Here is a 26,317-nt window from a genome sequence, read left to right on the forward strand (position 1 = left end):
CTGTTTAAAGTGTGATATGGGCACCTAGTGTTATTGTTCCCTGTCCGGTGCGCAGATTTCTTGTCGCACCGGTGTTGCCCGCCGTTTGCGTTGCACCAACATTTCCTAAAGACTGGAATTCAGGATCGATCCCCAAATCATTGGCTTTCCACAACATTAAGTTAGAAACCTGTGCCCTGAACGTTATGGCCTGTGCATGTAGTTTTTTGATTATTCCACCTCTAATATCATAAGCTAATGTGATATCCCGGACCTTTGCGAAAGAGGCGTTAAACACATTGCTATTTGAGTAGGTGTAATAGTTGGTGTTTCTATTGCCACTGATTGCGCTTGTGGCAGCATATCTGGGAATGTTGGTCTTATTTTCGTCGCCAGCTATCTTCCAACGCTCGGCAAACTCACTGGTCATATAATTTAAATAAGGTACGCCCGACCAGAATGTATTTACATCGCGAAACATGACGTTTCCACCGTTGTAAATGATGTTAATGCCCAATGTGAGGTTTTTATAGCGGAATTTATTGGAAAAGCCACCGCTGTAAACAGGTTGTGAAGTTCCCATGTACAATACATCCTGAGCCATAGTCGCTGTCGGGTTTGAGGTAACCGTTCCATCGGCAAGTTTAACCTGGGGATCTCCTGAAGTATTTAAGCCTGCATAATTGTAGGCAAATACTGCAAAAGAAGGATAACCATCCAGGAATCTGGTATTGATCATGCCTGGGCCTGTAGTAATCGGTGTAGCGTTCGCAAGCCTCGATATCTTATTTTTATTATAACCCAAATTAAATGAGGTACTCCAGGTGAAATTGCTATTGCTGATGTTTAGCGAACCGAGCGAGACGTCCAAACCCTTGTTTTGCAGATCGCCAAAGTTCCCGATCACTGACGCAAAGCCTGTTAGCGGAGCAGTTGTCAGGTTGCCGATCAAATCATTTGTTTTTCTGAGATAAGCATCTATCGAACCGAAAAATATGCCATTCAGGATTTCAAAATCCATACCCAGATTATAGTTTTTGGTCAGTTCCCAGGTCAGTTTCTTGTTTGCAGGTGCATTAATGATCAGGCCAACGCCGTTTGGATAATTAACATTGGTTTCAGCACGTAAAATATCCCATGATGCCGCGGTACCCGGAGTCGGGGCATTACCCGTAATACCGTAAGTGAGCCTTAAATCCAAACGGCTTAGCCAATTAACCGGTTTGATGAAATCTTCTCTCCCAAGTGCCCACTTCGTACCAACACTCCACACTGGCCTGTTCTGGGCTGAACGGTCAAAGCCGAACAAATTACTTTTATCTATACGGATACTGCTGTTTAGCGTGTACTTCCGGTCAAATGTGTAACCTATATTGGCAAAATAAGAGGATGTACGGCTTATTACACCTTCGCCACCGGTTACATTATTGGCTAATGTCCTTGTCCCTCCTGGTACTGTTCCCGTGATACCCTCACCTAATAACTGATAATTTACAGGTCTTGCTACCTGAAGCTGATCATCCCAGCCCCGGTAAATACTTGTTGTTGAAAGTGGCGAAATGCTTGTCGCTTCCTGTCCTGCCATAACCGTCAATTGATGCTTTTCAAGCCAGCTGTGATCGTATAAAAACTGATTTCTGATGGTCCAGCTTTTCAGCAGTTCATCGGTAGCAGTTAACCTGCCACCAAAAGCGGGCACATTATAGATAGGGGTACTGTTTACAGTAGGTGCCTGGGTAAATGTCATCACCTCATTTCTTACGGCATAACTGTTTTGATCCAGTTCCACGCGATTTTTAAAGGAATTAATGTTATAGCCAAATGTCCCTTCATATCGAAGCCCTTTTATAATCTCCAATGTTACGCCCCCTACAATCCTTGTAGATAATGCATTACCTTTGGTATATCCATTTTCGATCTCCTGTAAAGGGGAGTAATCAAGATTGATCCGGCTTCTTGACTGATAGTCTTTGCGTACATCATCGCTATAATTACCCATATGGTTAACAGTCAACGGATTTCCAGATGGATCGGCAAATAGCTGATAGGGAACCAGATCTAAACCTGGAACGGTTATATTGTTACTCCCGGTAAGCCTGTTCGTGAAGTCGGTAATGAGGTAAACCTGGAGGCGTTCGCTGAATTTAAAGTCCTGGCGCAGATTAATTTTATACTGATCATCTGTTTGGCCGGGTATATTGTTAACTATTCCAATATAATTGGCAGAGCCATAGAAAGAATGGACTTTACTACCTCCAGATACGGAGATGGTATGGTTGGTGGTTGCAGCCTGCCTGTAGAAATATTGTTTAAGTTGGTCGCGATTATCAATTCCAGCCAGGCTATCTAACTTTGTATTCGCCTGGGCCTGGCTTATTAAACCCCGGTTTGCATCATATTGGTATTGCAGATGGGGAGTAACGGGTGCAATTAATTGAACTGAATTAAAGGAATTGCTGCCAACATATTGAGGGAATAGTTCCCTTGCTGCAGCAATAAACTGGCTACTGTTCATCTTCTGGATGTAGTTCAGATCTGGTATGCCCTGAAAATTGTGATAGCCATCATAGTCAATTTTTAATTTTTCATCTGCAGATCCTTTTTTTGTAGTAATTACAATTACACCATTAGCCGCTTTGGCACCCCATATAGACGAAGAAGTTGCATCTTTAAGTACGGTGATATCTGCTACATCCTGCATATTGATGTTTTGAATAGCATTATCGGGTACCTGTACTCCGTCTAAAACTACCAGCGGGCCTCTGTTGGAGTTAATGGATGATAAACCACGAATTAAAAAAGGATTGTTGCCGGCATCAGGAGCATTATTTACGGCTAATCCAGGTACTAAACCATCCAACCGTTGTAATACATTTGTACTGCCTGATCTCTCGTTCATAACAGCCAGGCTGGGCTTTGAAAATGAACCTGCACTCCGTTCTCTTGACAGTGTTTGATACCCTGTTGAAAAGGTCACATTTACTGATTCCAGCTCATTAGATGCAAATTCGAGCTGAATGGTTCCCATATCTGGCGATGCATTGATCTCTTTAATGGCATAGCCTACATAAGAGATCATTAAAACCGCATCACTGGCAATACCGGCCAAACGAAATGAGCCGTCAGCCGCAGTTTGTACGGAAGTATTACTGTTTTTAACCTTAACGGTGGCGCCCATCAATGGTTGTTTTAACATGTTTAGCACAATGCCTTTTACATCCATCAACGCTGTGGGCTTAGCAATTGCTGCAGTCGGTTTGTTGAAGATTAGAATCGCTTTGCTCTCTTTATCAATGCTGTAGGAAAGATTGGTTTGGTCAAGTATTTGTTTAAGGGCAGTTTCCAGGGGGGCGTTAGTGAAACTGACATTTATAATTTTGTTCTTCTCGCCCGCATCTGCCCAAACAGAACTATACCCGGTTTGTGATCGGATTTCCCTGAACACCTTTACTAAGGCAATTTTTTTTTGATTAAGGGTAATATTTTGTGCTAAACTGGATGCGCTTACATGTAAAAGCGAGATCAGTAGGAGGGTAAAAGTTAGCTTCATAAGCCTTAAAATTTTATGCGCGCAGCGTGGAAGCTGCATAAAATCTATCGAAGAAATTTTATACATTTACATTCTTTTAAATCGTGAATTATCTGGTAAGAAATGTTCATTTCCGATCTGATCGGAAAGATTTAAGAGTTTCAAAAGGGGTGTTCCAGCACTCCTTTTTCTCTTTTAAATGGTGGCAATTAGTTACTCTTCATGTGGTTTGGTTTAGTTAAGTTTGGTTTGGTGGTTGATAATTAATTGGTATTGGTTTATGGTGTAAAATGCGCAACCTTGATTGTTCTTCCCTGCACATTAAAGCGGACTTTTTTGGTCATTTCTAAAATCCGCAGCACATTTTTAATATTTCCGTGGCGTGTAATAGTGGCCAGAACCGGGATGCTTTTTAGCGCTTCATCCTGGTATTCAACCTTTACATCATACCACATGGCAATTTTATTCATGGCACTTTCCATCGGTTCATCAAACATAAAATAGCCGTCTTTCCAGGCAATCATGTTCTCAACGTCTACATCGTTAACCACAATTTTCTTTTTACTGAATAAGGCCTGTTGACCAGGTTTTATCTTTTTAAATTGCCCGCCTGATTCCACTTCGATAGCGCCCTCTAGTAAAGTGGCGGCAACATGGCCATTATTAGATGCGCTGTTGATGTTAAAACTCGTTCCAAGGTCCCGAACTATCCCGGCAGCTGTTTTAACTGCGAATGGAGCATCTGGCCTATGTTTCACTTCAAAATACGCTTCACCATAAAGAAGTTCTACATCGCGTTTGTTGTTCGCAAATTTTTCAGGAAATCTGATTGCACTTGAAGTATTGAGCCAGATTTTGGTGCCATCGCTCAAGTTAATCTGGTAAACCCCACCTTTTGGTGTCCGCAGGGTATCATAGGACATTGCAAGTGATGTATTTGCGCCCCTCTGATAAGTCAACGATCCGTTTGAATCCTGTTGAAGTACCAGATCAGTATTGGGGATCTCAATTTTTTGAAGGCCACTGCCAAGTACTACCTTTTTACCATTTGCCATCAGCAGTTCGGCCTTATTGCTACCTGGTTTAATTTCCAGATTAACAGACTGCTCAACAGGATTGGATTTTCTCGAATTCAATAACAGGTAGGTGCCTGCAAAAACGCAGATGAGCACAGATGCTGCTATAGCGACATAACGAAGGGAGAACCTGCTGCGCTTAACTAAAATTGAATTCAGGATTTGTTGCGCATCTTCTTCAGGGAGTTCCTGGTCAGACTCATATTCCAGCCAAATATCGTTTAGCAGTTCGTCTAACTTTTGTCGGTCTAATACATTCAGCAGCGCAAATAACTCTTCCAGCTCTTTTTCATCACACTTGCGATCTACATATTTAGCTAGTAAAGCCTTTATTCTATTTTCCGACATACATAACAATTAATTGAGCGCAATTTTAGTGAGTTTTTAATTGTAAGACGACGAAGTGGTAAGAATGTGCAAAAGAAAAATAAATATTTTTATATTTTTAGCTTACAAGCGGAATAATATTATCAGCAAGAACGAAAATAGGCTTCCTTTTAAAGTATTGAGGGCATTTCTGAAGTGACTTCGGATAGTTGGAATAGAAAGATTAAGTTTTTTTGCGATTTCTCCGTAGTCTTCACCTTCAATATGACGTAATTCATAGACCATACGCTGTTGTCTAGGTAATTTCTTTAGTGCAAGTTCATATTTCAATTGAATTTCTGTCGCTTTCATATCCTCAAAGGGATCGCTGGACGTACGCTCTTCAGAAACCAAGCTAAGGGTTGAAAGGGCTGTTGACTCGCGCGAAGCCCGCTTTAGTTGATCGAGAGCGGCATTTTTAGCCATGCGGTAAACCAGTGCATTGAAATTTTCTACTTTGTGGGCATTATGGCGTGTTTTCCAGATCTTTAAAAAAACGTCTTGGACAATGTCTTTTGCAATTTCGCTTGATCCCGTTATTCCAAAAATAAAACCATAGAGTTTATTTCGATAACTGTTAAAAAGAGTAGCAAAGGCCTGTTCGTCATCTAATAAAAGACGGCCAAGTAATTCCTGCTCCTTTTCAAGTGTTAATTTATACATCTAAATTCGTATAGATCCTGCCTTTAAGCGTCTTAAATTTAAATCCACTTAAAAGCTACAACGACTGTTATATAAAACGTGGTTAATTTATTAAAAATATCTTAATATTTAATAAATAAATAAAAGTTCTCGAAGTATGCGAATGATTAAATAAAAAGTAACTCGCTACCCCTAAAGTGATTAAAGGCATATTGAATTAAGCGGTGAACTATTTTACTGTATATCATGTAAAGTACTTCCAAATATATCAGAGATTATTGAGATTTTTTAAGACAAAGTCTGCTCTTGTCAGCACTTCAGATCTCAAATCAGGATTCATTTTATCCCAGATCCGGTAAACCATAGAAAGCCTGTGGTTTCTGCCAAGTTTAGTCCTGTTTCTGTCATGAAAGTCCCAATACAGGCTGTTAAACGGACAGGAATTTTCTCCGGTTTTTTCATTGCGGTCGTACTTACAAGTATCGCAATAATTGCTCATTTTATGGATGTAATTTGCAGTGGCAGTATAGGGTTTGGAGCCGGTAATGCCGCCATCTGCATATTGGCTCATTCCCCTTGTATTGGTAATTTCTACCCATTGTATTGCATCGATGTAGATACCCAGATACCAAAAATCGACCTCATCCGGATCGATGCCGGCAAGCAGCGCAAAATTTCCTGTGATCATTAAACGCTGGATATGATGTGCGTAGGCATATTCAAGAGACTGATTAATGGAATGCTTTAAACAGTTCATCTCCGTTTTTCCCGTCCAGTACCATTCAGGAAGTTTCCTTTTGTGATCAAAGAAATTCATTTTTTCAAATTCAGGCATTTTCATCCAATAAATACCCCTCATGTATTCACGCCAGCCTAAAATCTGCCTGATGAATCCCTCTATCTGATTCATTGTGATCGATTTCTTATTTTCCTTCCAATATTTAATGGCTGAACTGACCACTTCAACCGGAGAAATAAGTTTGGTATTCATGCTAAATGATAAACGCGAATGATAAAGAGACCATTCATTGGTTTGCATGGCATCCTGAAAGGTACCAAATAGTGGGAGACAGTTTTCACAGAAATAATGTAGCAGTTTTAAAGACTGATCTCTGTTTACAGGCCAAAGGAGATGTTTTGGATTAATATTACCGATAGTTTTTATCTCCGTAGTACTTATTCTTTTATATTGTTGGCTTACATCGTTATCAAATAACAGCGGAGGGTTTGGTTTGTGGTTTTTAGGAAGTTTCTTCCGGTTTTCCTCATCAAAATTCCATTTGCCGCCTACCGGATCATGGTCGTCATCTAACAATATGTGGTGTTTTGCGCGCATTGCCCGGTAGAAACTTTCCATTAACAATTCTTTTTTACCGGAAAAGAAATCCGCCAGCTCGGTTCTGCTGGTATAAAAATGTTCGGTATCAAAAGGGCGGTGATTAATAGGCAGACTTTTACAGAACTTGTTTAGTTCCTGATCTAGCCGATACTCATCGGGCAGCTGATAATGAAATTCTTTTACCCCAAACTTTTCTATTAAATCGTTCAGGTTATCTGAAAAATTTTGTTTGTTCTTCGGGTCATCAAGTCGAAGGTAAATGGTTTCAAATCCTTTATCGTTCAGCAGCTCAGCAAAATTTTCCATTGCTGCAAAAAAAGCACATGCCTTTTGGATGTGGTGCCAGACATAACCGGCTTCCGTTTTTACTTCCATCAATACATGCAGCGTGCCTGGCGCTGGTTTCTTAAACCAGGAATGCTGGATATTGAGCTGGTCGCCCAAAATGAGCCGCAATATCCTGTATTTTTTTTCCATCGTTAAGAATGTCAGCTCAAATTGTTTACGAATAAAAAAACTATATTACCGTTATATTGTTTGCAGGAAAACGAATAAAATAAGCAATCTTTTTATTGATAGATAGCTTAAAAATTGACTTAATACCAGTGATCATATCCGGTGGTTTAATATCTTTTTCTTCGGCATTAATTAAGATATCGTCTTCAAAGAGCAGGGTTGGTTTTGATCATTATACTGGTGAGCTATTGGGTATGTGGTAGTTGCGGCAAAATAATACTGTTATTAATTTTTGTAACAGCTTTGTTGCTATTAATGCTTTTGCTTTTTTTTATTTAATACAGATTTTAGCACCAATATATTAGGTTGTCGATTTTGAAGGATATAAAGATTAAGCAGATACCCAATTGCTCTATCATCGGAGTTGTTTTGCTATATCTGATCATCTCTCTCGGCAACATCTTTTTTTTATCCAACCTGTCTCTTTTAGAGCCAGCTAAGGGCATCAAATCAGCCGCACAACATAGCGGTAGTTTTTCTCCGCCCGGAAAAGATTCGAAGATTACCAGACAGTTTAAGTGTATCGTTGATGAACGGAAAAAAACCGTGCTTCCGGTTCTGGAAGGGCTTATTCTCGGTATTATCTTGTTTCTGGGGCTTTCCCTTTTAGCCTCCGGCCTTCACAGCTATTTTATTGAGATCAGGTACCGGATTGCCGGATCAGTTCCAATTTATCTTTCCAATCAGGTGTTTAGAATCTGAGATTCATTCCCAACTTTCTTTTATGGCTATACTTTACATGCTAAAGTGATAACAGTGGGTTAATTATCGGGCACTCGCGGCCGCACGCCTTAAATCTTTTTTTTCCATTTTTAATTTAAATACATGATCCGTATTAAACAGGTTTTCTGTTTGTTCCTATTTTTATATCTGGGGGTGGAAACCCATGCCCAAATATCACCAAAACCGATCGGGATCGTTGATCTGATTGATCACGTCACTGCTTTTTCTCCTGCCCTTGCTGCTGATTCTGCAGTGGTAGATATTCGTGCCGCACAGTTAAAGGAGACTGCAGCAAATGCACTTCCAAACCTGAAACTCAACTATCAGGCAGATCTGGGCACTAACAATAACGTAACTGGGCCATATATGGCTTTTGGTATTGTACCCTCTAATTCAAGGGGCGTTCGAACGGTAAGCAACACCCAGGCCGCACTCACCAACCTCGGGATTGTTTCCCTCGATTGGGAGATTTACAACTTTGGTGCTTATAAAGCCCAAAATGCGGTAGCTAAATCCGAGCTTGTAGCAGAACACTCCAGATTTGCCCAGCGTCGCTACCAAACCAGGGCTATTGCGATTGATGATTACCTGACGCTGTTAAAACTTCAGGATATGTTATCCATACAGCAGCAGAACATCAAACGTAACGAACAGATTAACCGCTCTATTATCTCTCTTGCCAGAAGTGGTATACGCCCGGGCGTAGATACCAGCATTGCGGGGGCAGAACTTTCCAAATCAAGGCTGAATTATATCGAAATGGACAATACCTATAAAAAGGTTAAGCTTGATATTGCAGCAATCAGCGGCTTGAGTCCGCAAAATATTGTGGCAGATAGCACCATACTCGATCGCTTAAAACTGCTGGAAGTAAACCTTTCCGTAAACCTGACTGATAGTTCGAGCCATCCGTTGCTTGATTTTTACAGAAACAATTACTTCAGTAGTATTGAGAAAGAAAATCTTGTTAAAAAAGCCTATAATCCAAAGGTAAGCCTCCAGGCCGCAGTATGGTCAAGGGGATCAAGTATCGATGCAAATGACAATTTCAACAGACTCTCGACCGGCCTTGATTGGCAGCGGGAAAACTATCTGGTGGGCCTGGGCATTAGCTATAACCTCTTTGATTTACGCAGGCGTCAGCTGAAACTCAGGACCCAGAAGGCGAATAGTAATTTTTATTTAAAGGAGTTAAAGCAGGAGCGGCTAATGTTATCAAATGCCGCTCTTCAGGCAGGTGTCGAAATCAATACTGCACATAAGCGGCTTGAGGAAATCCCCAATCAGTTAAAGGCAGCTTCAGCAGGCTACCGCCAGAAGCTTTCTCTGTATAAGAACGGGCTAACCGATATTATTGAACTCAATACAGCCCTGAACATCCTCTATCGGGCAGAAAGCGATTTTGTTAATGCAAAGTATCTGTATATCCGGGCACTTTTTCAAAGGGCTATTGCCACCAATCAAGTAGATTCACTTTTAAACGCATTAAAATAATAAATATATGTCAATGGTTACCTCGGCCTTGAAAAGGCCGATCACAACAGTAGTCATCACCGCGAGTTTATTGCTCTTCGCAGTCCTCAGCGCGATGAATATCCCAATCGATATTTTTCCCCAGCTTAATTCTCCAACGATATATGTTATCGAATCTTATGGTGGTATGTCGCCACAACAGATGGAGGGTTTTTTCTCTACACGCTTGCAGGACCAGTTCCTCTATGTTAATGGCATTAAAAATATTACTGCAAAGAATATCCAGGGATTAACGATGCTCAAATTAAGTTTTTATGAGCAGACCAATATGGCCGAAGCCTCTGCACAGGTAGCCTTACAGGTAAACCGTGCTATGAAGTTTTTTCCTCCTGGTGCACTACCCCCTCAGGTAGTCCGTTTTGATGCCTCTTCACTACCCGTAGGCCAGCTCGTGCTTTCTGCAAAGTCCAGGAGCCTGAAAGAAATCTACGATATGGCGGCAACACGTATCAGGCCGATGTTTTCTTCTGTAGCAGGGCTTTCCGCACCACCGCCATTCGGTGCCAATTCGCGCTCCATAACCATTAATGTAGATCCGAGCAAGCTCAGGAGTTACAACCTCACCCCAGATGAGGTGGTAGGCGCCTTATCCAAATTCAATGTGATGTCTCCTTCCGGAAACCTGAGGCTAGACAATACCATGATGGTAACTTCTATGAATTCGCTTGTAAAAACGGTGGATGAATTTAACAACATTCCTATTGCTACAAAAAATGGCGTTTCGGTATTGGTGAGAGACGTGGCCAGAGTTGCTGATGCTGCTGACGTTACGGTAGATTATGCACTTATTAACGGAAAACGGTCAGTCTATATACCAGTGGTTAAAACCGCTGATGCGTCAACCTGGTCGGTAGTGAAATCGCTTAAGGCGAAAATTCCTGAAATGCAAAGCCTTTTGCCTGATGATGTTCACATCTCTTATGAATTTGACCAGTCTGTAGCAGTGATCAACTCCGTTAAAAGCCTGATCACGGAAGGTGGTTTGGGCGCAATCCTTACCGGACTTATGGTACTGTTGTTCCTGCGCGACCTGAGAAGCAGCCTTATTGTGGTTATTACTATTCCGGTATCAATTTTAATTGGTGTGCTGTTATTGGGGATGTTCGGGCAGACGATTAATATCATGACATTGAGCGGGCTTGCACTGGCAATCGGTATTCTTGTTGATCAGGCAACAGTAACCATAGAAAATATCCATCAGCACCTGGAAATGGGAAAGCCGAAACGTGAAGCCATTTATGATGCCTGTGAAGAGATCGCTTTTCCGTTACTATTGATATTATTATGCATCCTGGCAGTTTTTGCGCCATCTTTTATGATGAAGGGAATACCAAAAGCAATGTTTCTGCCTTTGTCTCTGTCCATTGGTTTTACCATGATTGTCTCCTTTATAGTAGCCCAAACATTGGTTCCGATTTTATCCAACTGGATGATCAGGGAAGAACGCTACCAACATTATGACCACAGTAAGATCCACGCACATGCAGGGGAAGCGTTAGACGAGAGAGAAGAAGACCAGGTTGAAATACATCTGCAGAACGAAAAGGATGAACCGGAAAAAAATGATTTCTTTGAAAGGGTAAAGGTGCGTTTTATGACGATTATTGAACGCTGGATGCCAATGAAAAAAGGAATTGTAGGCACTTACCTTTTTATCGTTTTTATTTTGGCTGCACTTGGTTTTGTTTTCATTGGTAAAGACATGATGCCAAAGCTCAATAACGGGCAGTTCCAGATTCGCATCAAAGCTCCAGATGGTACGAGGTTAGAGCGCACCGAAGAAAAATTCAAGCAGGTACTCGCCATCATTAACCAAACGGTGGATAACCATGTCGAGGTCAGTTCTGGCTACGTGGGACTTATTCCAAGCAGTTACGGAACCAGTAATCTGTATATTTTTAATACAGGAACCCATGAGGCTGTGCTACAGGTAAACCTGGATGAGGATTATAAGGTAAATATGGATGAACTCAAAGATGCCCTGAGAAGGAACATCGCATATAAGCTTCCGGATCTGAGAATTACCTTTGAACCGATTGACATGACAGAAAAAATCATGAGCCAGGGTGCCGCTACTCCGATTGAGATCAGGGTAGCCGGAAAAGATATGGCCCAAATTGAGTCGTATGCCAATAAAACACTCGCTAAACTGAAAAAAATAGACTATTTGCGGGATATTCAGATCGCCCAGCCATTGCACATTCCCGTGGTATCCATTACGCTAGACAGGCTCAAAGCCGCGCAGTTCGGACTGAACGTTGTTGATATTGCCAGATCGGTTACCGCGAGTACCTCTTCCAGCCGTTTCACGGAGAAAAACCAATGGCTCGATGAAAAAACCGCCTATACCTATCAGGTACAGGTGCAGATTCCCGAATATGTGATGAATACGATGGATGAACTCAAAGAAATTCCGCTGGTAAAAGGGCAAAGCAGCCCGGTATTGGGTGATATTGCAACATTTAATACCAGTTATGTTCCCGGAGAGTATGATCGTTCTGGTCCGAGACGCTTTTTAACTGTCAGTGCGAATATTTACAAAAAGGATCTTGGAACTGCAACGGCTGATGTAGAGAAAGCCCTGAAATCAGTAGGTACACCTCCTAAAGGGCTAACCGCTGAAGTGAAAGGCATGTCAAGTTTGTTAACCGAAACGCTATCATCACTTCAGGGCGGCCTTGCCTTTGCCATTTTGGTTATATTTTTATTGCTGGCAGCCAATTATCAATCTTTCAAGCTTTCGCTCACGGTGCTGTCAACAGTACCGGCTGTAATACTTGGTTCGCTTACTGCCTTATTGCTTACCGGTTCTACGCTTAACCTGCAGAGTTATATGGGGATGATTATGTCTACAGGAGTGTCGGTTGCCAATGCGATACTGATCGTAACCAATGCCGAAAAACTCAGGCTGGATTATAAAGATTCTTCCCGCGCAGCAATTGTTAGTGCTGGAATTCGTTTAAGGCCGATCCTAATGACCAGTTTGGCCATGATAGCAGGCATGATCCCAATGGCATCTGGGTTAGGCGAGTCCGGCGAACAGACCGCTCCGCTGGGTCGAGCGGTTATTGGCGGACTATTTTTTTCTACTCTTGCAGCATTATTTATCCTTCCGCAGGTTTTCGCCTGGGCACAGAAAAATAGCAGTCTGACAGAACCAAATCTAATGCCCGGAAAAACAAAACTTTAATTAAATAAAAAATATGAAAACCAGATTTATTCCCCTCATCATTATAATTGGTTTGCTGGCCGCCTGTAGTGGTAACCAGAAACCAGTAGATATCAGTAAGGCAAAAAATGGCAAAGACGCTAAATACGAAACAGCCAGGGTAGCAGAAGAGGCCCTTTCCAGTTACACCCGCATACCCGGAACATTAAAACCCTTTAATCAGGTAAACATTTTCCCAAAGGCCAATGGCTTTGTGAAGGCCATATTGGTCGACTTGGGATCAAAAGTGACCAAAGGTCAGCTCTTGATGATCTTGGAGGCACCAGAACTTGAATCGCAGTTACAGTCTGCAAATTCCCGTTACCTTCAGGCTCGTGAAACGGCATCCGCAAGCAGTGAAAAATACCGGAGGTTAAAAGAAGCTGCAAAGGAAGCAGGTTCTGTATCCCCCTTGGAGCTCGATAATGCACTTTCAAGGATGAAAGGAGATAAGGCCATTGTGGAGGCCGAACGATCTAATGTAGCTTCTGTACGTACTATGCAAGATTACTTAAAGGTATATGCCCCATTTGACGGCGTAATAGTTGACAGAAATGTGTCACCCGGAGCGTTGGTATCAGCAGGAAAATCTTCCGATCTGCCAATGTTGGTTTTACAAGACCTGACCCACATGCGGCTTGAAGTATCCATCCCTGAAGATTATGTTGATAAAGTAGACTTAAGCCAGATGGTGAAGTTTTATTTTAACGCCTTGCCAGGGGAGGAGCATCGGGCAAAGATCAGCCGTTCTGCAAATTCTTTGGGCAATATGCGTCAGGAAATTGTGGAAATTGATGTAGCCAATAAAGATAACAGGCTGAAGGCTGGAATGTACGCTGAGGTAGAGATTCCGCTAAAATCTGGTGCTACTTCGTTACTGGTGCCCAACTCCGCTATTGTACGGTCTACCGAACGAAAGTATATCGTAGAGGTGAAGAACGGAAAAGCCTTGCTCGTTGACATTAAAGAAGGAATGAAAGGCACAGCCATGACTGAGGTTTTTGGTCCTATCAAAGCCGGTACAGAGATCATTTCGCCTGCCAACGATGAGATTAAAAATGGCGAGACACTTTAACGCACAGCCGGACGGATATAAGCCGTCCGGCAAATTTTTTTATCCTTATATATCATACAAACAGAAGAGTATGGCGCGAGCAATACGTTCAAGATGGTAGCTAGAGTTTTTAATCGCTGGAAAACAAGATAACGTTTTAGGAAATAGCATTTGTCAGATAAATAAGCAGCGCGATACTGGCAGCAAAGATCATTACGGTAATCGCCTTAATGAACATTGTAGAATGATAATAAAGCCCTTTTTCCAGTTGAAACTTTGTTTTCTGATACCTTAAAAACGATAGTATAATGGTGATGGTACCAAGGGCAACCAACAATATCCCAATCTTTCTCGAATCGCCGGTCTGGTGCACAGAAACTTTAGTTCCAAGGGCCAACGAGATCTGCTTGATGAATAAGGAGAATTTAACCACCACAAATCCAAAACCCATAACCGCTATACTGGTCCTGATCCAGGCTAAAAAAGTACGTTCATTGGCCAGGTGGTCTCCCGGGGCACCTGTAGAATGTTTTTCACTCATTGTTCATATTTACTATCACTAACAGTTATTCTCTGTTAATAGTTTCACGGCATGATATTCAGTTGAGTTTGATTTGAAGTGATAGCATAATATGTGTCATTCAATTTAGCGTAGCATGGTCAAAATTGATAGGGCAGAAGGGTTGAGTGGATGTATTTAATCACAAACGAATTACGTGAAATAAAAAACGAGACAAACAGTTTTAAAACTGATTTGTCTCGTGAGGTGCTCCCGACGAGATTCGAACTCATATCGATGGTACCGGAAACCATAATTCTATCCATTGAACTACGGGAGCAAGGCTGCAAATATAGGATTTGAAAACATATTTTTTTTGCATTTTTAATAAAAAAATACAGTTATCCAGATCAACCTTTGCTACAATTGTTTAGCGTCGAGAAAAGATTTTAATTGCTTCGCAGTCCCTTAGGCCAACATCAAGCCATGAATATGCTGAGCCTGAGTTGACAAAGTGGATTGATCATCTCCATAACGAACCATCCGACCTTCAAAACTCGGGCTAATTTCTTCCTGATAATAAAAAACGTTCTTCAATAAACTTGCTGAAAGCTGCTTTATAATGGGCCGCCATCAATACCTCGTACTTTCCGAGGTTTATCTTATTACCTTCAATTTTCTTTACGTAAGCCGAATTGATGATGTAGGATTTGTGTACCCTGAAAAAGCTTGTATTGTATTTAAGTTTTTCTTCCATCTCCTTAATGGTCATGTAAACAGAATAATTTTCAGTAGGAGTGTATAGGTGGATATGATTATTTGAACCCTGGATATAAATAATGTCAGTTTTTTGCACGGTTAAGATTGTGCTTTTATCACTGGACTTTCTAAAATAGAAAACATCTTCACTATCTCCTTCAAAATTGTGGCTTCCGTAGCATTCTTTTAATACATCATTGACCACTTTTGCAAATTCTGAAAGATCAAATGGCTTAAGAAGATAATGCTTTGCCCTGACTTTGAAAGCATCTATCGCATATTGCGGGTAGGAGGTGATAAAAATAATATTGTGCGGTTCGCCCCTTAGATTTTCTGCCAGGTCAATGCCTGAAAGATTTGGCATATCGATATCTGTGAAGATGATGTGGCTTTGCTTCAGCATGGTGATATCGTTTAAAGCTGAAACTGATTTTGTGTAGGTGAATTCTAATCTAAGCCTTGGAAATGCGGAGATAAATTCTTGAAGAATGTCAATAGCTGACTGGTCATCATCGATAATGATGCAGGGGATTGTGTTATTCATGAGAGATATATTAGATATGACAAGATACAAAATATTCCTGATTAGAATCAGATACATTTGAAAGCTTTTTACGCGTTCGTTTTTGTCCCCTAACCAAATGTTCAGGAAAGATCTCAATTGGATAATTCAATTACAGAGATTGTTATTAATCCTGCTACCATTTCTGCATCCCGACCCTCCTCTGTCAAGTTGATGATTTTGATGTTAACAAACGATTAAATCATGGCCTAAACACGCACTTGTATTGACTTTATGCTTCTGTATTTTTAATTTAGGCTGTCTGCTATACTGATTTTAGGGGCTTAGGTTGGCTTTTTAAGAAATAAAATGCACCTTTGCGAACCGTTAAATAGGTTTAAGCATGTAACAAATAAATAGCTGTGTATGGAAGAAATGGTTGTGGAAGAAATTCAGGAACTACTTGAAAAAGAGAACGACAAAGCATTAAAACAATATCTGGATCAACTGAATATATCAGATGTTGAAGAACTGATAGATGAACTCCCACAACATGCAGCTAAATTTATTGAAACCTTATCCCTCAATAGGGCAGTAAATGTATTCAGGATCCTCGATTTTCCTACACAGGAACGGATCATTAAAAAACTTTCAGGCAATAAACTTAATCAGATCATTAAAGATCTGCCACCTGACGACCGTACCGCACTTTTTAGTGAGTTAAAAGGAGATGTGGTTAAAAAAATGATCACCCTTTTGCCGCCGGAAGAACGTAAAGAATCGCTTGCGCTTTTAGGCTATAAAGAGGATAGTATAGGTCGTTTAATGACGCCTGATTACATTGCTGTGAAACCCGAATGGTCTATCACCAGGGTTTTGGCGCATATCAGGCGTTACGGGAAAAACTCAGAAACCATCGATGTGGTATATGTAATCAATAAGGATGGGGTGCTGTTGGATGATATCAGGATACGGGAAGTTTTATTGGCCGATCCCGAAGCCATTATAGGCGAATTGACCGATAAACGTTTCATTGCCTTAAAAGCAAATGACCCTCAGGAAGATGCAATCAACATCTTTAGGATGAATAACCGCGTGGCTTTACCCGTGGTGGATGAGCATAATATCCTCCTGGGTATCGTTACCGTTGATGATATTTTGTGGATTGCCAATGAAGAATATACTGAAGATATGCACAAAATCGGGGGTACCGAGGCTTTGGACGAACCTTACCTGGATATCCCGATTTTTAAACTGGTAAAAAAACGTGCCGGTTGGCTAATTGTACTGTTTTTAGGCGAAATGTTAACCGCAACAGCCATGCAGCATTTCGAAATCGAACTTGAAAAAGCAGTGGTACTGTCTCTTTTTATTCCTTTGATTATGAGTAGTGGCGGTAATAGTGGTTCACAGGCATCTACCCTAATTATCCAGGCCATGGCTCTGGGCGAAGTAACCATTGCCGAGTGGTGGAGAGTAATGCGCCGGGAACTTGTTTCGGGAGCCTTACTCGGCATCATTCTGGGAACTATTGGTTTTGTCCGTATTGTAACCTGGCAAGAGTTACACCTTTATAATTATGGGCCACATTGGTTATTAATTGCTACTACTATATTCTTTACACTTGTTGGCATTGTACTTTGGGGCAGTTTAATTGGTTCGATGATGCCAATTATCCTGAAAAAACTGAGACTTGATCCTGCAACCTCATCAGCACCATTTGTAGCCACTATGGTAGATGTAACCGGAATTGTTATTTATTTTAGTGTAGCCGTATTGATTTTGAAAGGCGTTTTACTTTAAATTTAAATCATGCAAAAGAAAATTACCACACTTTTTACCGATATCGGGGGCGTTTTATTGACAAATGGCTGGGATAGGCAGGCAAGGGGAGAGGCTTCAGTAATTTTTAACCTCGATTCCGTTGATCTCGAAGAACGGCATCACCTTACTTTCGATACCTATGAAGTGGGCAAATTAACGCTTGATGAATACCTGGAACGTATCGTTTTCTTCAAAGAACGCAATTTTACCTACGATGATTTTAAGGAATTCATGTTCAAAAAATCACTTCCTTATCCGGAGATGATCCAGTTGATCTGTAATTTAAAAAAGAAATACAATTTAAAGGTCGCCGTTATCAGCAACGAAGGCCGGGAACTCAACCAGTATCGCATTAATACTTTCAAACTGAATGAGTTTGTCGATTTTTTTGTGTCGTCAAGTTTCGTGCATTTCCGTAAGCCCGATGCCGATATTTTTAAAGTAGCCATTGATATTTCGCAGAGTGATGTAGAAACGAGCTTGTATATTGATGACAGGATGTTATTTGTGCAGGTTGCCGAAGGTTTGGGCTTAAAGGGCATTCATCATACCGATTATGAAGATACCAAAGCGCAATTGGCTGCTCATGGGTTAGAGGTTTAATATAAGTCGTCCTTGACTGAAACACATTGGGATGGAGAGATCTATTTTATTGGTTTTAAGGGGATTGACAATGGTTGGTCAATTATAGAGTATAAATATTTGCTACTCAGGAAAGTTTATGTATCTTTACATCGTGAAAATTACAACAGCAAAATATTGTTTTAAACCGTGTTTTTGTTACTCAAAAAGTAACGGGTCGACTTTATTTATCTGATAAAATATAAAATGAATTTAAAGCCGCTTGTTACAAATGTAATAAGCGGCTTTTTTGTTTCCTATCGTTTGGTATGCACAATGGATGTGTGCTGGTCTGCAAAATCAGTGTAGTCAGTTCGATTCTGACACCAAACTCAAAAAAAATGAATGGGCGTGAATATTATCTCATACTGCAGCTGAAAGGTATCTTTTATGTTTGAAAGCACAGCAGCAGCTCCTTCAATGGCGAGGCTTTATAAATAAAAAAGCCATTCTTGCGAACGGCCCTAAGTTTTTAAAGTCCCCTGTAGGGATTTGGAAGCTTAAACATTAAACCTGAAGTGCATGATGTCACCATCTTCCACTACATAGGTTTTTCCCTCTACACCCAATTTTCCAGCCTCTTTACAGGCATTTTCAGAGCCCAGGGTTACAAAATCATTATACTTGATCACCTCTGCGCGGATAAATCCTTTTTCGAAATCGGTATGGATTACCCCTGCAGCTTGCGGCGCCGTAAAACCTTTGGTAATGGTCCATGCCCTTACCTCCTGTACGCCCGCAGTGAAATAAGTATACAGGTTTAATAATTTATAAGCTGCACGGATCAGTTTATTTACACCAGATTCAGTTAAACCTAAGTCGGCTAAAAACTCCTGGCGCTCTTCGTAACTGTCCAGTTCGGCAATTTCTGACTCAATTTTAGCAGAGATTACCAAAACTTCGGCATTTTCATCAGCAACATTTGCTTTCACCAGGTCAACATATTTGTTTCCGGTAACTACCGATGCTTCATCCACATTACAAACATACATGACCGGTTTTTGAGTGAGTAGGCCTAAATCCAGGATAAACTCGAAATCTTCTGGTACCAATGGTGCCGTACGAACAGATTTACCGCTTTCTAAATGAGATTTAACTACGGTTAAGATTTCATAAGTACGTTTCGCGTCTTTATCGCCACCTGTTTTAGCCATTTTTTCAACTTTTTGAATACGTTTTTCAACGGTATCCAAGTCTTTAAGCTGTAACTCCGTATCAATAATTTCACGGTCGCGGATCGGGTCAACAGAACCATCTACGTGGATGACATTTCCGTCATCAAAGCAACGCAGAACGTGAATAATGGCATTGGTTGCACGGATGTTTCCTAAAAACTGGTTTCCTAAGCCTTCACCTTTCGATGCACCTTTTACTAAACCGGCAATGTCTACAATCTCGATGGTGTTCGGTTGTACTTTGTTTGGCTTAACCAACTCCGCCAGTTTGGTTAACCTGTCATCAGGTACTGTAATTACACCAACATTGGGTTCAATTGTGCAAAAGGGAAAGTTTGCAGCCTGCGCTTTTGCGTTCGATAAACAGTTAAAAAGAGTCGATTTTCCCACATTTGGTAAACCCACTATACCACATTGTAATGCCATTATTTATTAGTCTTTATGTCTAGTTCCGGGCTAATGATTCATAATCTTAAGGTCAATAGCCCTATGCTCGTTTTTTGATCTTTAGTTTGGGCGCTTTGGCCATGATCTATCAAACCATCAACCATTTTACCTTTTCCTGCTTTCCGCTTTCCGCTTTCCGCTTTCCGCTTTCCGCTTTCCGCTTTCCGCTCTAAATTCCGCGCAAAGATAAGCTTTTAAAACCTTTATTTAAACCCTTGCTCTTGTATCAAATCTATATTTTATCTAAGTTTAGCCCAAAATACATAGAGATTAAATGGAAGATTTTGAAAAAGAAGTGCCTCAGGAAGTGAAGTTGGTTGTTACGGAAGAAATGCGCAGCTATTTTTACGATATGAGTAAATGGGCAAGATTTCTATCGGTTGTAGGCTTTATTGTCTCTGCTTTTTTAACCTTGAGCTCATTTGGGATAGGGGCCGCAATATCTGCAAACCCAGCAATGCTTAATCAATTAGGGCCGTTGGCCGGTATTGGTGCAACAGGCATCACCATATTTTACCTGCTATTAGCCTTACTCTTTTTTTACCCAAGTTTATTGCTCTTACGTTTTTCGGCCAAGGGCAAGCAAGGTGTGCTGTTTGGAGATCAGGAAACTTTTAACGATGCCATTTCAAGTGTAAAATCACTGTTTAAATTTTGGGGCATACTCACCATTATCTTTTTGGTAAGCTATTTTCTGTTAATTCTCGCCGTAGCAGTAAGCAGTGCAGGTATAAAATAGAAATATCGAACGATAAAAAAAGCCTCCGGATTATTAAATAAGGAGGCTTTTTATTGAAATTATATTACTTAAAAAGTAAAATCGTCGCTTGTTTTCGTGCTATGTTCTCCGTTTTCAGAATATTCATAACGTTTTTCAACCACATCCTGATGAGTTTTGATATAATCTACAGTTTCATTTAATCCTTCTGCAAATTTTTCGAAATCTTCTTTGTATAAAAAGATTTTATGTTTTACAAACACACCGTCTTCTAATCTTTTCTTGCTCTCGGTAACTGTTAAATAGTAATCACCCGATCTTGTAGCCTTCACGTCGAAGAAATAAGTTCTCTTTCCTGCTCTTACTTTCTTTGAAAAAACTTCTTCTCTTTCCTTGTTGTCGAATTCTCCCATGGTTGGTATTGATGTTGGTTTTTGGTTTCGGTAAATATAAAGCAAATATTTAAAGTTCAAAATACAATTTTAATACAATTTAAATCGTTCGCGTTTCCTCTTCCAAAAGTTGGTTGTTATAAAGCTCCTTATAACTGCCATTTAGGCTAAGTAATTCATTGTGTGTGCCTTGTTCAATGATTTTTCCGTTGTCCAGCACCAGAATCTTATCTGCATTTTTAATGGTCGAAATTCTGTGGGCAATTAAAATACTGGTTTTCCCGGCCATGATTTTACCCAGGTTTTGTAGTATTTCCTCCTCTGTTTTAGTATCAACAGCCGAAAGGCAATCGTCGAATATTAGGATCTTAGGCGATTTAATCAATGCTCTTGCAATAGAAACACGCTGTTTCTGACCGCCAGAAAGGGTTATTCCGCGCTCACCCAGCATGGTCTCGAATTTTTCGTCGAAATCGATAATATTGGTATAAACCGAAGCATTTTTTGCAGCCGCATGCACTTCTTCATCCGTAACCTCGTTTAAGCCGAAGGCTATATTGTTTTTTATGGTATCCGAAAAAAGGAAAACTTCTTGTGGTACAAAGCCAATCTGGTTACGGTAATCTTTCAAATTAAGATCTTTGATATTCTTCCCGTCTACATCAATAGCGCCGTCTTCTACATCGTACATCCGCATCATCAGGTTCGCCAGCGTTGATTTTCCCGACCCCGTTTTTCCGATAATGGCTACAAACTCACCACTGTTAATTTCAAAACTCACATTTTTTAGGGCCTCAATGCCTGTGTCCGGATAGGTAAAGCTTACCTTGTCGAATTTGATGTTACCGCTTAGCTCCATCTCTGCAGTTTCGTTCGATTGAATGTCGGATGGGATGTCTAAAAACTCATTTATCCTTTTTTGCGATGCAGCTGCCCGCTGGATTAAAGAAGTAACCCAGCCCAGCATGGTTACCGGAAAGGTTAACTGATTAATGTAAATGATAAACTCAGCAATATTCCCAGCAGTAATGCTGCCATTCATCACCTGGATGCCGCCTATATATATGGTTAAAATCGTACTTAAGCCTATTAATAGCAGCATGGTAGGGTAAAACAAAGCCGATACTTTAACCAAACTCATGGAGTCTTTTTTATATCCGTTGCTCTGGATTTCAAACAGGTTACGCGTATAATCTTCGCGTACATATGATTTAATAATCCTGATCCCGGAGAAACGTTCTTGTACGAAACTGGATAGATCTGATAAACGCTCCTGTATCTTTCCGCTTTTTTTAAAGACCAGGGTGTTTACATAGTAGATGATGATGACGAGAAAGGGAAGGGGCAAAAGGCAATAGATGGCCAGTTTAGAATTCACATCAAACATCGACCAGATGACGAGCACAGATAAAACAAAAGTATTAATCGCATACATAATCGCCGGGCCAACGTACATTCTTACCCGGTTTACATCCTCTGTTGCCCGGTTCATTAAATCGCCCGTATTGTTTCTGCGGTAAAAACCTAAGCTCAGCTCCTGGTAATGTTGGTAAATATCGTTCTTCATATCGAACTCAATATGCCGCGACATTAATATAATAGTTTGGCGCATAAAGAACAGGAACAGCCCCCGCAATAAATAAAGTGCAATAACCAGTAAACCAAAGAATAACAGGTTACTGCTAAAAATATTATAAATAATGTCCTGACGATCAAAACCAGCAAAAAGGTTAAACAGCTGAATGTTTTCGCTAATTAAGTCAACAGCATAACCGATTACCTGTGCCGGTACTACACCGAAGATATTAGAAATCACCACAAAAATACTTCCGGGTATAATCCACCATTTGTATTTAAGAAAGTATTTGTTTAATCTGCTCAGATGTTTCATGTTCTGCAAACTTAGATAAATTTGGTATTTCATACTACTTATTTGTTCATTGGAAATTGAGCTTTAATAAATTAATGACATTTTGAGTGCAAATGCCGTTCGTTGTCCATCTGTTCGTTTTTTGAAAATATGGTATGTCTTTCATCGCAACTGTAGTCCTGCTATTGGTTTCAAGCCTGTTGAATGATTGGGCTTTACATGATGTCAGTTACAGATTCTTTTGTGCGCAGTTTTCGTGTTGTCTGATGTTTCCATCTGGTACTGCAATATTTCTCTAGTCCCTCATTTTTCGTGTTGTCTGATGTTTCCATCTGACACTGCGATATTTCTCTAGTCCCTCATTTTTCGTGATGTCGGATGTTTCCATCTGGCACTGCAATATTTCTCTAGTCTCTCATTTTTCGTGGTGTCGGATGTTTCCATCTGGCACTGCTACATTTCTCCAGTGCCTCATTTAATTCAGCATGACTTTCAATCCGCTCAAATGGGAAAAATCAATCTGGATTAATGAAATCTATCTACGCGATAGGCCTGCTCAATGATAATGATGCGGATAAATTCATGAATAGCAGAATTACCTGTGGTGTCTGATGTTTCCATCTGACACTGCTACATTTCTCGAGTGGTTCATTTAATTCAGCATGACGTTCAACCCGCTCAAAGGGGCAAAATCAATCTGGATTAATAAAATCTATCTGCGCGATAGGCCTGCCCAGCAATGATAATGATGCGGATAAATTCATGGATAGCAGAATAATAGACTTTTTCATAGGTTACAGATCTTTCGTACGCAAAGTGATGATCGGAGGGAGATTGCGGCCTTAACGAATAAATTTTGTCATAGTTTTCTTAAATACGTGTAATAATCGTTTTTTATTTTAATTTTGCAGCAGGTTATCCGAACGTTCATATGCCAGCAAATTCTCCGTCAGATTCATCAATTTTAGATCAATTAAGTGTTTACGGGCACAAAAAATTGGTTTTCTGTAATGATCCAGATACAGGTTTAAAAGCAATTATTGCTATACATGATACCACATTAGGTCCTGCTTTAGGTGGAACACGTATGTGGAGTTATAGCACGGAGAGCGAAGCATTGGAAGATGCATTGCGGTTATCCCGCGGAATGACCTATAAAGCTGCAATTACTGGTCTAAACCTGGGCGGCGGAAAAGGTGTGATCATTGGCGATTCCAGAAAAGACAAAACCGAAACTTTAATGCGTAGCTATGGCAGGTTTATCAAAAACCTGAATGGCGAATTTATTACCGCAGAAGAAATGGGTACCAATACTCGCGATATGGAATATATCCGTATGGAAACCAATTATGTTACAGGTGTTCCCGAATCGATCGGTGGTGCGGGTAATCCGGCTCCTTTTACTGCGCAAGGTGTTTATTTAGGTATTAAAGCGAGTGTTAAAGAGGTTTTTGGTACCGATATGCTGGCCGGAAGAACCATCGTAGTGCAAGGAATTGGAAATGTTGGTGAACACCTGGTTGCCTTATTAAGAAAAGAAAATGCTGAAGTGTTGATCAGCGATATTAACCAGGAACAACTAACTTATGTTGCCCGGAAGTATAAAGCAAAACCAATCGAGGCAGATAAAATTTTCACCACCGATGCCGATGTTTATGCGCCATGTGCAATGGGTGCTACTGTTAATAACAAAACCATCGAAAAAATGAAATTTGCAATTATTGCAGGTTCTGCCAATAACCAGTTAAAAGATGAGGTTCTGGATAGCGAATTACTCTTAAAAAAAGGGATTTTATTTGCGCCTGATTACCTGATTAACGCAGGTGGATTAATTTCCTGTTATTCGGAGTTAACTGGATTCGGCAAAAAACGTACCGTACAGCTTACTGAGAATATTTATGATGCTACACGCAGTGTAATTAAACTGAGTAAAACCGAAAACATATCAACAAACATTGCCGCAAACCGGATTGCCGAGAAACGGATTGCAGATATTAAAAAAATTAAATCGTCATATTAAATCATAATTATTAAAACAGGTTTTAAATAACCGCACTCGTTCTTACATTCATGTTAAACAGAAGGCACTTAAGAATCAAAGCTTTGCAAAATATTTTTGCTTGGCACATGGCAGACAAAAAAGACATTAAAGGAGATTTAAAAACTTTAATGCAAAGCATCGATAGCGTGTACGAAATGTACATCTGGATGCTATCTTTAATGGTAGAGGTTACAGAATTTACCGCTAACGACGCAGCAGAGCGCGCAAATAAGTTTATCAAAACAGCAGAGGATATCAATCCCAACATGAAATTGCTACACAATAAGTTTAGCGTTTTATTGCAGCAAAATCCTGAATATGTTTCCGCAATTAAAAAATATAAGGTTGATTGGGGATTCGATCCTGAAATCCGTAAAACCGTTTACAATTCTTTAAAGGCGTCAAAAGAATATGCTGAGTATCTGGCCGATCCAAACGAAAGTTTAGAATCATCAAAAGACATTATTAAATACATTTTTCGTAAAATTATCTTGAAAAATCAGGCGATTATCCAGGTTTTTGAAGAGAAATTTATCAATTGGCAGGTAGATCATGAAGTGATGAAGGGGATGGTAGCCAAAACCTTGAAAAACTTTACATCCGAAGATCCTTTCAAAAACAAATTAACCGAAATTAGTGCCGATTGGGTTGAAGACAGCAAATTTGTTCAGGATTTATTTGTGCATACCTTACAGAATGATGCGAAATACCAGGAAATGATTGCTGATCGGACTAAAAACTGGGAATCGGAGCGTATTGCTTTGATGGACACGATTTTAATGAAAATGGCCATTTGCGAGCTGTTAAATTTTCCATCTATTCCGGTTAAAGTAACTATTAATGAGTACTTAGAGTTGTCAAAAGATTACAGTACACCGAAAAGTAATTCATTTATTAACGGTATTTTAGACAAAATTTTAGGCGATCTGAAGAAAAACAATACCATTAAAAAGATCGGCCGTGGATTAATCGAAGATTAAAAATGAAAAAAACATTTATCCTGGCTATTGCTGCGCTTTCATTCGTAGCCTGTCGCAATGCAAATAATCAAACCAGTGAAACTGCTTCGGCTGTTTCGGTTGGCAATGATACTTCAAAAACAGCTAAAGTTGCTCCTGCAGATGCACCTGTTATTGTTTTCGAACGCGATATTTTTGATTTCGGTAAAATCACACAAGGTGAAAAAGTTAAACACGATTTCAAATTTAAAAATACAGGTAAGAGTCCGCTCATTGTTTCCAATGCAACGGCAACCTGTGGCTGCACCATTCCGCAGGTACCTGGCGAACCTATTTTACCAGGTAAAGAAGGTATCATCAGTGTAGTTTTCAATAGCGAAGGCAAAATGGGTATGCAGGATAAGGTGATAACGGTAACATCTAATGCGAACCCGACGGTAAGTACCGTCCATCTGGTAGGAGAGGTGCTGGAAAAAAAATAAATCGTTTGGTGGTTTGGGCATCATCCTTAACGATCAAAATTCATAATAAACAAATAAAAAGAA

General features: G+C 40.3%; 18 protein-coding genes and 1 tRNA gene. 9 read left to right on the forward strand and 10 right to left on the reverse strand.

Translation table 11 applies throughout. The annotated features are described in order from the left end of the window. Window positions 1-4: 4 nt before the first annotated feature. From ACFE6N_RS03945 to ACFE6N_RS03960, 4 genes are all read right to left on the reverse strand, one after another. Window positions 5-3,529, reverse strand: a complete 3,525-nt coding sequence (locus tag ACFE6N_RS03945) for a SusC/RagA family TonB-linked outer membrane protein (RefSeq protein WP_378934048.1) — start codon at window positions 3,527-3,529, stop codon at window positions 5-7. A 257-nt stretch (window positions 3,530-3,786) separates the two neighbouring features. Beyond that, window positions 3,787-4,932, reverse strand: coding sequence for a FecR family protein (locus tag ACFE6N_RS03950; protein WP_378934050.1), 1,146 nt, complete (start codon window positions 4,930-4,932; stop codon window positions 3,787-3,789). Window positions 4,933-5,034: 102 nt separating this feature from the next. Then, complete coding sequence (locus ACFE6N_RS03955; RefSeq protein WP_378934052.1) at window positions 5,035-5,613, reverse strand: RNA polymerase sigma factor; 579 nt, start codon at window positions 5,611-5,613, stop codon at window positions 5,035-5,037. Between the two features lie 247 nt (window positions 5,614-5,860). Further along, window positions 5,861-7,408: a cryptochrome/photolyase family protein gene (locus ACFE6N_RS03960; protein ID WP_378934054.1), complete on the reverse strand. Its 1,548-nt coding sequence runs from the start codon at window positions 7,406-7,408 to the stop codon at window positions 5,861-5,863. Between the two features lie 864 nt (window positions 7,409-8,272). Here ACFE6N_RS03960 and ACFE6N_RS03965 point away from each other — a divergent pair. Genes ACFE6N_RS03965 through ACFE6N_RS03975 form a run of 3 tightly spaced genes read left to right on the forward strand, consistent with a single transcriptional unit; the run spans window position 8,273 to window position 13,986 of the window. Further along, window positions 8,273-9,664, forward strand: coding sequence for a TolC family protein (locus tag ACFE6N_RS03965; RefSeq protein WP_378934056.1), 1,392 nt, complete (start codon window positions 8,273-8,275; stop codon window positions 9,662-9,664). A 7-nt stretch (window positions 9,665-9,671) separates the two neighbouring features. Further along, window positions 9,672-12,893: an efflux RND transporter permease subunit gene (locus ACFE6N_RS03970; RefSeq protein ID WP_378934058.1), complete on the forward strand. Its 3,222-nt coding sequence runs from the start codon at window positions 9,672-9,674 to the stop codon at window positions 12,891-12,893. Window positions 12,894-12,906: 13 nt separating this feature from the next. Further along, on the forward strand, window positions 12,907-13,986 hold the full coding sequence (locus ACFE6N_RS03975; protein ID WP_145860640.1) for an efflux RND transporter periplasmic adaptor subunit: 1,080 nt from the start codon (window positions 12,907-12,909) through the stop codon (window positions 13,984-13,986). 136 nt (window positions 13,987-14,122) lie between these two features. On the opposite strand, the gene ACFE6N_RS03980 is transcribed toward ACFE6N_RS03975, so the two are convergent. The 3 genes from ACFE6N_RS03980 to ACFE6N_RS03990 form a co-directional block, all read right to left on the reverse strand. After that, a complete protein-coding gene (locus ACFE6N_RS03980; RefSeq protein WP_378934060.1) occupies window positions 14,123-14,506 on the reverse strand; it encodes a YidH family protein in 384 nt (127 codons plus the stop codon). A 226-nt stretch (window positions 14,507-14,732) separates the two neighbouring features. Next, window positions 14,733-14,804, reverse strand: a tRNA-Arg gene (locus ACFE6N_RS03985). Window positions 14,805-15,026: 222 nt separating this feature from the next. Beyond that, window positions 15,027-15,767, reverse strand: a complete 741-nt coding sequence (locus ACFE6N_RS03990) for a LytR/AlgR family response regulator transcription factor (protein ID WP_378934062.1) — start codon at window positions 15,765-15,767, stop codon at window positions 15,027-15,029. A 384-nt stretch (window positions 15,768-16,151) separates the two neighbouring features. Here ACFE6N_RS03990 and mgtE point away from each other — a divergent pair, with 384 nt between their 5' ends. Both mgtE and ACFE6N_RS04000 read left to right on the forward strand, forming a co-directional pair. Beyond that, window positions 16,152-17,528 carry a magnesium transporter gene (gene mgtE / locus ACFE6N_RS03995; protein ID WP_378934063.1) on the forward strand — a complete coding sequence of 459 codons (1,377 nt, stop codon included), beginning with the start codon at window positions 16,152-16,154 and terminating at the stop codon, window positions 17,526-17,528. A 9-nt stretch (window positions 17,529-17,537) separates the two neighbouring features. Beyond that, window positions 17,538-18,152, forward strand: a complete 615-nt coding sequence (locus ACFE6N_RS04000) for an HAD hydrolase-like protein (RefSeq protein WP_378934065.1) — start codon at window positions 17,538-17,540, stop codon at window positions 18,150-18,152. Window positions 18,153-18,670: 518 nt separating this feature from the next. Here ACFE6N_RS04000 and ychF read toward each other — a convergent pair. Continuing rightward, the gene (ychF, locus tag ACFE6N_RS04005; RefSeq protein WP_378934067.1) at window positions 18,671-19,771 is read right to left on the reverse strand and encodes a redox-regulated ATPase YchF; all 1,101 of its coding nucleotides are present in this window, start codon (window positions 19,769-19,771) and stop codon (window positions 18,671-18,673) included. Window positions 19,772-20,066: 295 nt separating this feature from the next. Between ychF and ACFE6N_RS04010 the strand changes: the two genes are divergently transcribed. After that, window positions 20,067-20,531: a hypothetical protein gene (locus ACFE6N_RS04010; RefSeq protein WP_378934069.1), complete on the forward strand. Its 465-nt coding sequence runs from the start codon at window positions 20,067-20,069 to the stop codon at window positions 20,529-20,531. Between the two features lie 68 nt (window positions 20,532-20,599). On the opposite strand, the gene ACFE6N_RS04015 is transcribed toward ACFE6N_RS04010, so the two are convergent. Then, window positions 20,600-20,923, reverse strand: coding sequence for a DUF3276 family protein (locus ACFE6N_RS04015; RefSeq protein WP_090987565.1), 324 nt, complete (start codon window positions 20,921-20,923; stop codon window positions 20,600-20,602). A 79-nt stretch (window positions 20,924-21,002) separates the two neighbouring features. After that, window positions 21,003-22,793, reverse strand: coding sequence for an ABC transporter ATP-binding protein (locus ACFE6N_RS04020; RefSeq protein ID WP_378934476.1), 1,791 nt, complete (start codon window positions 22,791-22,793; stop codon window positions 21,003-21,005). 910 nt (window positions 22,794-23,703) lie between these two features. On the opposite strand from ACFE6N_RS04020, the gene ACFE6N_RS04025 reads away from it, so the two are divergent. Genes ACFE6N_RS04025 through ACFE6N_RS04035 form a run of 3 tightly spaced genes read left to right on the forward strand, consistent with a single transcriptional unit; the run spans window position 23,704 to window position 26,254 of the window. Beyond that, the gene (locus tag ACFE6N_RS04025; protein WP_378934071.1) at window positions 23,704-24,792 is read left to right on the forward strand and encodes a Glu/Leu/Phe/Val dehydrogenase; all 1,089 of its coding nucleotides are present in this window, start codon (window positions 23,704-23,706) and stop codon (window positions 24,790-24,792) included. A 50-nt stretch (window positions 24,793-24,842) separates the two neighbouring features. After that, window positions 24,843-25,793, forward strand: coding sequence for a transcription antitermination factor NusB (gene nusB, locus ACFE6N_RS04030; protein WP_378934073.1), 951 nt, complete (start codon window positions 24,843-24,845; stop codon window positions 25,791-25,793). Between the two features lie 2 nt (window positions 25,794-25,795). Further along, on the forward strand, window positions 25,796-26,254 hold the full coding sequence (locus tag ACFE6N_RS04035) for a DUF1573 domain-containing protein (RefSeq protein WP_378934075.1): 459 nt from the start codon (window positions 25,796-25,798) through the stop codon (window positions 26,252-26,254). The last annotated feature ends 63 nt before the right edge of the window (window positions 26,255-26,317 follow it).

Source organism: Pedobacter sp. BG31 (genome assembly GCF_042464845.1).
In the GTDB taxonomy this organism is placed as follows: Bacteria; Bacteroidota; Bacteroidia; order Sphingobacteriales; family Sphingobacteriaceae; genus Pedobacter; species Pedobacter suwonensis.

Bases quoted from the DNA above. Each gene is read 5' to 3' on its own strand.
- ACFE6N_RS03945 (WP_378934048.1), bottom strand. From the start codon at position 3,529: ATGAAGCTAACTTTTACCCTCCTACTGATCTCGCTTTTACATGTAAGC.
- ACFE6N_RS03950 (WP_378934050.1), bottom strand. From the start codon at position 4,932: ATGTCGGAAAATAGAATAAAGGCTTTACTAGCTAAATATGTAGATCGC.
- ACFE6N_RS03955 (WP_378934052.1), bottom strand. From the start codon at position 5,613: ATGTATAAATTAACACTTGAAAAGGAGCAGGAATTACTTGGCCGTCTT.
- ACFE6N_RS03960 (WP_378934054.1), bottom strand. From the start codon at position 7,408: ATGGAAAAAAAATACAGGATATTGCGGCTCATTTTGGGCGACCAGCTC.
- ACFE6N_RS03965 (WP_378934056.1), top strand. From the start codon at position 8,273: ATGATCCGTATTAAACAGGTTTTCTGTTTGTTCCTATTTTTATATCTG.
- ACFE6N_RS03970 (WP_378934058.1), top strand. From the start codon at position 9,672: ATGTCAATGGTTACCTCGGCCTTGAAAAGGCCGATCACAACAGTAGTC.
- ACFE6N_RS03975 (WP_145860640.1), top strand. From the start codon at position 12,907: ATGAAAACCAGATTTATTCCCCTCATCATTATAATTGGTTTGCTGGCC.
- ACFE6N_RS03980 (WP_378934060.1), bottom strand. From the start codon at position 14,506: ATGAGTGAAAAACATTCTACAGGTGCCCCGGGAGACCACCTGGCCAAT.
- ACFE6N_RS03990 (WP_378934062.1), bottom strand. From the start codon at position 15,767: ATGAATAACACAATCCCCTGCATCATTATCGATGATGACCAGTCAGCT.
- mgtE (WP_378934063.1), top strand. From the start codon at position 16,152: ATGGAAGAAATGGTTGTGGAAGAAATTCAGGAACTACTTGAAAAAGAG.
- ACFE6N_RS04000 (WP_378934065.1), top strand. From the start codon at position 17,538: ATGCAAAAGAAAATTACCACACTTTTTACCGATATCGGGGGCGTTTTA.
- ychF (WP_378934067.1), bottom strand. From the start codon at position 19,771: ATGGCATTACAATGTGGTATAGTGGGTTTACCAAATGTGGGAAAATCG.
- ACFE6N_RS04010 (WP_378934069.1), top strand. From the start codon at position 20,067: ATGGAAGATTTTGAAAAAGAAGTGCCTCAGGAAGTGAAGTTGGTTGTT.
- ACFE6N_RS04015 (WP_090987565.1), bottom strand. From the start codon at position 20,923: ATGGGAGAATTCGACAACAAGGAAAGAGAAGAAGTTTTTTCAAAGAAA.
- ACFE6N_RS04020 (WP_378934476.1), bottom strand. From the start codon at position 22,793: ATGAAACATCTGAGCAGATTAAACAAATACTTTCTTAAATACAAATGG.
- ACFE6N_RS04025 (WP_378934071.1), top strand. From the start codon at position 23,704: ATGCCAGCAAATTCTCCGTCAGATTCATCAATTTTAGATCAATTAAGT.
- nusB (WP_378934073.1), top strand. From the start codon at position 24,843: ATGTTAAACAGAAGGCACTTAAGAATCAAAGCTTTGCAAAATATTTTT.
- ACFE6N_RS04035 (WP_378934075.1), top strand. From the start codon at position 25,796: ATGAAAAAAACATTTATCCTGGCTATTGCTGCGCTTTCATTCGTAGCC.